At 46.0% G+C, this 6,802-nt stretch carries 7 protein-coding genes; 4 read left to right on the top strand and 3 right to left on the bottom strand.

Annotated features, from left to right (window positions below):
* Window positions 1–82, bottom strand: an 82-nt coding sequence (locus QTO00_RS11745) for a LacI family DNA-binding transcriptional regulator (RefSeq protein ID WP_331424986.1), incomplete at its 3' end; no start/stop codon positions are given.
* A 356-nt stretch (window positions 83–438) separates the two neighbouring features.
* Complete coding sequence (priA, locus tag QTO00_RS11750) at window positions 439–2,640, bottom strand: primosomal protein N' (protein ID WP_331424983.1); 2,202 nt, start codon at window positions 2,638–2,640, stop codon at window positions 439–441.
* Between the two features lie 284 nt (window positions 2,641–2,924).
* Between priA and rpmE the strand changes: the two genes are divergently transcribed.
* Both rpmE and QTO00_RS11760 read left to right on the top strand, forming a co-directional pair.
* On the top strand, window positions 2,925–3,143 hold the full coding sequence (gene rpmE, locus QTO00_RS11755) for a 50S ribosomal protein L31 (protein ID WP_004743259.1): 219 nt from the start codon (window positions 2,925–2,927) through the stop codon (window positions 3,141–3,143).
* A 255-nt stretch (window positions 3,144–3,398) separates the two neighbouring features.
* Window positions 3,399–4,676: a malic enzyme-like NAD(P)-binding protein gene (locus QTO00_RS11760; RefSeq protein WP_331424984.1), complete on the top strand. Its 1,278-nt coding sequence runs from the start codon at window positions 3,399–3,401 to the stop codon at window positions 4,674–4,676.
* Window positions 4,677–4,771: 95 nt separating this feature from the next.
* Here QTO00_RS11760 and metJ read toward each other — a convergent pair whose 3' ends face one another.
* A complete protein-coding gene (gene metJ, locus QTO00_RS11765; protein WP_004743257.1) occupies window positions 4,772–5,089 on the bottom strand; it encodes a met regulon transcriptional regulator MetJ in 318 nt (105 codons plus the stop codon).
* A 218-nt stretch (window positions 5,090–5,307) separates the two neighbouring features.
* Between metJ and QTO00_RS11770 the strand changes: the two genes are divergently transcribed.
* Both QTO00_RS11770 and QTO00_RS11775 read left to right on the top strand, forming a co-directional pair.
* Window positions 5,308–6,474, top strand: coding sequence for an O-succinylhomoserine (thiol)-lyase (locus QTO00_RS11770; RefSeq protein ID WP_331424985.1), 1,167 nt, complete (start codon window positions 5,308–5,310; stop codon window positions 6,472–6,474).
* A partial coding sequence (locus QTO00_RS11775; protein WP_443088921.1) for an amino acid kinase family protein occupies window positions 6,474–6,802 on the top strand: 329 nt, incomplete at its 3' end. The genes QTO00_RS11770 and QTO00_RS11775, both read left to right, overlap by 1 nt.

Consider the following 6,802-nt stretch of genomic DNA (forward strand, 5'->3'; position numbering starts at 1 on the left):
CCTTTTCAGGATTCATTAGCGCTCTCGACACTGTCGCTGTTGAAACTCCCGCAAGCTGGGCAACATCCTTCATTGTCGCCATATTTTATTAACCCTCTTCATTTCCAAGTTGGTAGCTTACAAGCCACCTAAGCCTCTAGTTGATATACATCCCCCTAGCTTAAACACTAAGTTGATGTCGAAACGCAGGCTAAAATGCCTATCTTCTAATTGATCTTCGTTACGCAAACGTTTAACTCTCACAGCATGACTGGGAAGCAACATATTGCACAAGACCTAGTTTATTCATTTCAAAACACAAAGTTACGGGATATTTAACAAAAACGATCCATTATATGAGATCTTAATCACAAATAAATGAAAAAGGTGTGAATAGCTCTAAGATTCTAATGGTGACTTGCGATGATTTAGCCAACAAAACCATCGAGCTCGGGCAAGTTAGCTAAGATCTTGTGGTTCTATATCTAAGCTCAAACGCACTTTCTTGGCATTCGGCAACATCTGAATCACTGGTCTTGCACTGGTAAGTAGCTTCTGCATCACAGATCGACTCTGAGTTTGTAACAGTAACTGCCAACGGTATTTACCTGCACGCTTGGCTAATGGCGCAGGGGTTGGTCCAAGCACTTGGCAGTACTGATCAAACAGCGGATGTGCTTCCAGGGTATGTCTCACCTGACGTAAGAAATCTTCAACTAACTGGGAATTATTCGCCTCCGCTTTAAACAGAGTCAAAAACGAGTAAGGAGGTAACTGCGCTAATTTCCGTTCCTCTAAAGCTGTTTCAGCGAAGTGACGATAGCTTTTAGTTAGTAAAGCTTGCAGTAGGCTATGATCCGGGTGATGAGTTTGCAAAACAACCTCACCTTGCTTACTCGCTCGGCCTGCACGGCCTGCGACTTGAATAAATAGCTGCGCCAGACGCTCAGACGCGCGAAAATCACTGCTATACAGTGAGCCATCCACATCCAATAGTGCCACCAGCGTGACATCAGGAAAGTGGTGTCCTTTTGCCAGCATTTGAGTACCAATCAAAATCTGATATTCACCATTGCGGATCGCGCCCAGAGCATTTTCTAAACTGCCTTTACGTCGCGTGCTGTCGCGGTCAATTCGTATCGTCTTAAATTCAGGAAAGAGTTCTGCAAGCTGCTTTTCCAACTGCTCCGTACCAACACCTACTGTAACCAAGTGGGTTGAGCCACAGCCCTGACATTGATGAATAATCGGCTGCTGTGAACCACAGTGGTGGCAACGGATTTCATTGCTATTCTGGTGATAGGTGTAGTAAGCATCACAACGCTTACACTCCGCGATCCAGCCACACTCGTGACACATCAAAGCGGGAGAGTAACCGCGGCGATTCAAAAACAGCATCACCTGATTACCCGCTTTTAAATGACGGCGCATTTCGGCAATCAAAGGCGCTGACAAGCCACTCTCTAAATAGAGCCCTTTGACATCGAGAACTTTGTTTGTGGTTGGAGTTGCACTCCCCGCTCGCGACGACAGTACTAAGTGATGGTACTTTCCAGATAACGCATTGTGCAGTGTCTCTAAAGCAGGTGTCGCTGAGCCTAGTACAATAGGAATGTTTTCCTTATTGGCGCGCATAACCGCAACATCGCGGGCATGGTACCTCAAGCTATCTTGCTGTTTATACGATGAGTCATGCTCTTCATCGACAATAATAATGCCCAAACTGGCAAACGGTGTAAGCAGTGCCGAACGGGTACCAATAACTATTCCCGACGCATTGTCACGGGCACTGAGCCACGCATTTAGCCTCTCGGTATCATTTAGCCCCGAGTGAATCACTTCCACGGGAACGTTAAAGCGCTTCCTAAAGCGATTGATAGTTTGTGGCGTTAAACCGATTTCAGGTACAAGAACCAGTGCCTGCTTACCTTGTTCTAAAACGGGTTTAATGAGATTTAGGTAGACCTCCGTTTTACCGGATCCAGTCACACCTTCAAGCAAGTAACAACCAAAACCTTGATTGCTGTTTACCGTCGCAATAGCAACTGCCTGCTCGGAATTTAGCTTAGGTTTATCAACCGATGCTTCAACGTCCTTACACCAGTTTCTAATGATTGGCTTTTTCTCTACAGACTCAATCCAGCCTTTTTCCACAAGCGCCTTCAATACAGAAGAGGTGATCTCTTCGTCGATAAAACGCTGGTGTGGAACTGCACCAGATTCCAGCATACGCATCACTTGAGCCTGCTTTACCGCACGACCAAAGTTGTGCATCAACTGATCTCGGCCACTTGACGTCAACTGCCACTCAACCAACGTGGCGAAGTCAGCAGGCTTACCTTTACGTAAAGCGCTAGGCAGAGCATTAAAGAGAGTGTCGCCAAGGGGGTGTTGATAGAACTGACTGCACCACTTTAGCAAAGAGAAGAGTGTCTCCCGCCAAACTGGCTGGTTATCTAAGACTTGCTTGATAGGCTTTAACTTATCAATACTGAACTCTGACTCGTTCACCAAAGCCATCACGATACCAACTAAAGTTTGACGGCCAAAAGGTACAGAAACACGCCCACCGACAATTGGAAATAGGTGGCTAGGGATCTGATAATCAAACTGTTTATCTAGCGGTACAGGCAATGCCACGCGCGCAATTGTTGGTCGCATAATTCAGCTATAGAGCTCAGTGAAAGGTAACGTTCGTTAGTCTAAGGGAAAACTAACCTAGGGGAAAGAGACAGAGAATTGCGCCCGCACAACAATTTAGGTTAATAAAGTAGCACTTTAAGCCCTAAACAGGTTGATCCTAAGCCAGCTATTCATTACTATATCGCGCCTTAGTGATATGGCTAGCTTAATAGCAGCGGTATCAAACTAAGTTTTTTATTAACTACGTGTGGTGTCCGGCTGAGATTCGGATAGCGACACGGCCTATATTTAGAGGTTCTCCCATGAAAGCTGGTATCCACCCAGAATACAAAGCAGTAAAAGCGACTTGTTCTTGCGGTAACTCTTTTGAGTTCAACTCAACTCTAGCTAAAGAGTCTATCCACCTAGACGTATGTGACAAATGTCACCCATTCTACACTGGTAAGCAACGTATCGTTGATACTGGCGGCCGTGTTGATCGCTTCAACAAGCGTTTCGGTGCTCTATCAAGCAAGAAGTAATTTCTTCTTATCCGAATCTAAAAAGGACGCTCAAGCGTCCTTTTTTGTCTTCAGCGTATGCCACTACGACCATTTATCAGATAATTTCATTGTTCAAACTCACCTTAACTAGGCATATCTCTTTTCATCTGGTCATATCTCCAGTCATTTACCACATTTTATAGCTTCAGCTCGCACTTTGACCTAGGCAGCTTGACTTAGTTAATCTAGAATGGATTCCCCTTTCCTAATAATAATTAACGAGTACGTATACTTATGTCAGCCGACGATCGTCAAGAATTATCCCCAGAAGAACAGTTTCGCCAGCAAGCGTTGGATTACCATGCTTACCCTACCCCAGGTAAAATTGAAGTCGCTCTTACCACACCAGCAGAAACGGCCAAAGATCTTGCTCTCGCCTATAGCCCTGGTGTAGCCGAACCTGTGCGCGAAATTGCTCAAAATGCTGACAATGTTTACAAGTACACATCAAAGGGCAACATGGTTGCTGTTATTTCCAACGGTACCGCAATTCTAGGTCTGGGCAACTTAGGTCCTCTTGCGTCCAAACCTGTGATGGAAGGCAAGGCTCTGTTATTTAAGCGTTTTGCTGGCCTTGATTCCATCGACATTGAAGTAAAACACCGCACCATTGAAGAATTTGTTGATACAGTCGCCAACATCGCTGATACCTTTGGCGGCATTAACCTAGAAGATATCAAGGCTCCTGACTGTTTTGAGATCGAAAAGCAGCTAATTGAACGCTGTGATGTACCAGTTTTCCACGATGACCAACACGGTACTGCGATTGTTACTGCTGCGGGCATGCTTAACGCAATTGAGCTTCAAGGTAAGAAGCTGCAAGAAGCGACTATCGTCTGTTTAGGTGCTGGTGCAGCTGCAGTAGCCTGTATGGAGCTACTGATTAAGTGTGGCGCGATGCGTGAGAAGATCTACATGCTTGACCGTAAAGGCGTGATTCATACTCGTCGTGATGACTTAAACGAATACAAACAGCTGTTCGCCAATAACACTGATAAACGCACCTTAGAAGACGTTATCGAAGGCGCAGATCTGTTCCTTGGTGTATCGGGGCCGAATCTACTCTCTCCTGAAGCGCTGCAGTTAATGGCTGACAAACCTGTCGTATTTGCATGTTCAAACCCAGATCCAGAAATCAAACCAGAGTTGGCACATGAAGTCCGCAATGATCTAATCATGGGTACTGGCCGCAGTGACTACCCTAACCAAGTGAACAACGTGCTTTGTTTCCCATTCATCTTCCGTGGCGCACTAGACGTTCGCGCTAGCGAGATCAACGATGAGATGAAACTGGCAGCGGTAGATGCGATTCGCCAACTAGCAAAAGAAGAGGTACCTGCAGAGGTACTGTCAGCAGCTGGTGTTGATGCACTATCGTTTGGCCCAGGTTACATCATTCCTAAGCCAATGGACCCTCGCCTACTTCCGCGCGTAGCTAAAGCGGTTGCTCAAGCAGCAGTTGATTCTGGGGTTGCTCGTATTGAAATGCCTGAAAACTACATGGCAGGGTAACGATTCTAGTACCAATAAAAAACCGCTGCACTGTCAGCGGTTTTTTTGAATCGAAACTTCGTCAGCGTGCGAAAATTTTGGCGCGATAATTTTTATTATTCGTCGAAAGATTCGAACTCAATTCCCATCTCTGTCATTAGTTTTTTAACTTCTGCAGGCAGATCGTCTGGGCGGTCTTTACGCAAATCTTCATCAGTTGGTAGTGGTTGGCCTGTGTAAGCATGCAAAAATGCCTCACACAGTAGCTCACTGTTTGTTGCATGGCGTAGGTTGTTAATCTGACGACGTGTACGCTCATCAGTCAAAACCTTCAATACTTTCAATGGAATAGAAACGGTAATCTTCTTTACTTGTTCGCTTTTCTTTCCATGCTCAGCATATGGGCTAATGTATTCGCCATTCCAATCTGCCATTGCGCACCTTTCATTAATAATTATGGTTAAAAATAGAAACCCTAATTTTAGCGGTATTTATAGCCACAAGCAAAGACATATAGACGTCTAGAAGTGTTGACGGCCACAAAAATGACAAGTAAAGTGGAGGGAATGGGATAGGAATAACATATATCTAACAAGATAAAGGTATAGCGCATTCCCACATAGAAGTCACTATAGTTCGAAAGGAAACACTTATGAGCCCCCGCAAACCTGCTACTATCGCGGTACGTACTGGTATCGAATCTGACACTCAGCATCATGCTGTTGTTCCACCGATTTACCTCTCGACGAACTATGGTTTCCCTGCATTTGGCGATGTTCCAAAATACGACTACACCCGCTCGGGTAACCCTAACCGAGGCTTACTGGAAACAGCTCTGTTTGAACTTGAATCAGGTAAAGGTGCAGTAGTTACAAACTGCGGGACATCAGCGCTTAACCTATGGGTTTCCGCTTTCTTAGGCCCTGATGACTTGATCATTGCGCCTCACGATTGCTATGGCGGTACCTATCGTCTATTCAATACTCGCGCTAACAAAGGTGACTTCAACGTTGAGTTCGTCGACCAGTCGGATCAACAAGCTTTAGATGCCGCCATCGCCAAGAAACCAAAACTAATCCTGCTTGAAACGCCATCTAACCCGCTAGTTCGCGTTGTCGATATTGCGAGTGTGTGTGAGAAAGCTAAGCAAGTTGGCGCGCTTGTCGCAGTCGACAACACCTTTTTGACACCGATATTCCAAAAGCCTTTAGAGCTTGGCGCTGACTTTGTTATTCACTCGACGACAAAGTATATCAATGGTCACTCTGACGTCATCGGCGGAGTTGTGATAACCAAAACCGAAGAGCATGCAGAAGAGCTTGCATGGTGGGGGAACTGTATCGGGGCTACGGGAACGCCATTCGATAGCTATATGACACTGCGCGGTATTCGTACCCTCGGGGCGCGCATGAAAGTCCATGAAGAGAGCTCGCGTCAGATTTTGACCTTCATACAAACTCAAGACCTAGTGAGCACCATCTACCACCCTAGTCTTCCAGAGCATCCAGGCCACGACATCGCTAAGAAACAGCAAACAGGTTTTGGCTCAATGCTCAGCTTTGAGTTTGCGGGCAGCTTCGAGCAACTGAAGTTCTTTGTGGGGCAATTAGAGCTGTTCTCTTTAGCCGAGTCTCTTGGTGGTGTCGAGAGTCTAATCTGTCATCCAGCTTCCATGACACACCGTGCAATGGGTGAAGAGGCACTTGCGGAAGCTGGAGTGTCACAGCAACTACTGCGCCTCTCAGTTGGATTAGAAGATGCAGACGACCTTATTCGCGACCTTGAACATGCATTTACAAAAGCTAAGGAATCTTGCTAATGACTACTCAGCGTCAATTACATAAGTTTGGTGGAAGCAGCCTAGCCGATCCAGAGTGCTACCGTCGCGTAACCGGTATTTTAAAAGAGTATTCGCAACCCGACGACCTGATCGTCGTGTCAGCAGCGGGCAAAACAACCAACCGTCTAATCGCTTTCCTTGAAGCGCTAGGCAAAGATGGACGTATTGCTCATGAAGAATTACAGGCTTTACGTCAATTCCAGGTCGATTTAGTCGAAGCGCTAATTGAGGGGGATGCGAAAGAGCATCTTCTTGCCGCTCTTCATGATGAATTCAGTTTACTGGGCGAGCTCACTTATCCTCTGAG

It is taken from the genome of Vibrio sp. M260118 (genome assembly GCF_036533755.1).
GTDB lineage: Bacteria > Pseudomonadota > Gammaproteobacteria > Enterobacterales > Vibrionaceae > Vibrio.

Excerpts from the sequence above, each read along its gene's own strand:
- rpmE (WP_004743259.1), top strand. The coding sequence starts at position 2,925 with ATGAAAGCTGGTATCCACCCAGAATACAAAGCAGTAAAAGCGACTTGT.
- priA (WP_331424983.1), bottom strand. The coding sequence starts at position 2,640 with ATGCGACCAACAATTGCGCGCGTGGCATTGCCTGTACCGCTAGATAAA.
- metJ (WP_004743257.1), bottom strand. The coding sequence starts at position 5,089 with ATGGCAGATTGGAATGGCGAATACATTAGCCCATATGCTGAGCATGGA.
- QTO00_RS11770 (WP_331424985.1), top strand. The coding sequence starts at position 5,308 with ATGAGCCCCCGCAAACCTGCTACTATCGCGGTACGTACTGGTATCGAA.
- QTO00_RS11760 (WP_331424984.1), top strand. The coding sequence starts at position 3,399 with ATGTCAGCCGACGATCGTCAAGAATTATCCCCAGAAGAACAGTTTCGC.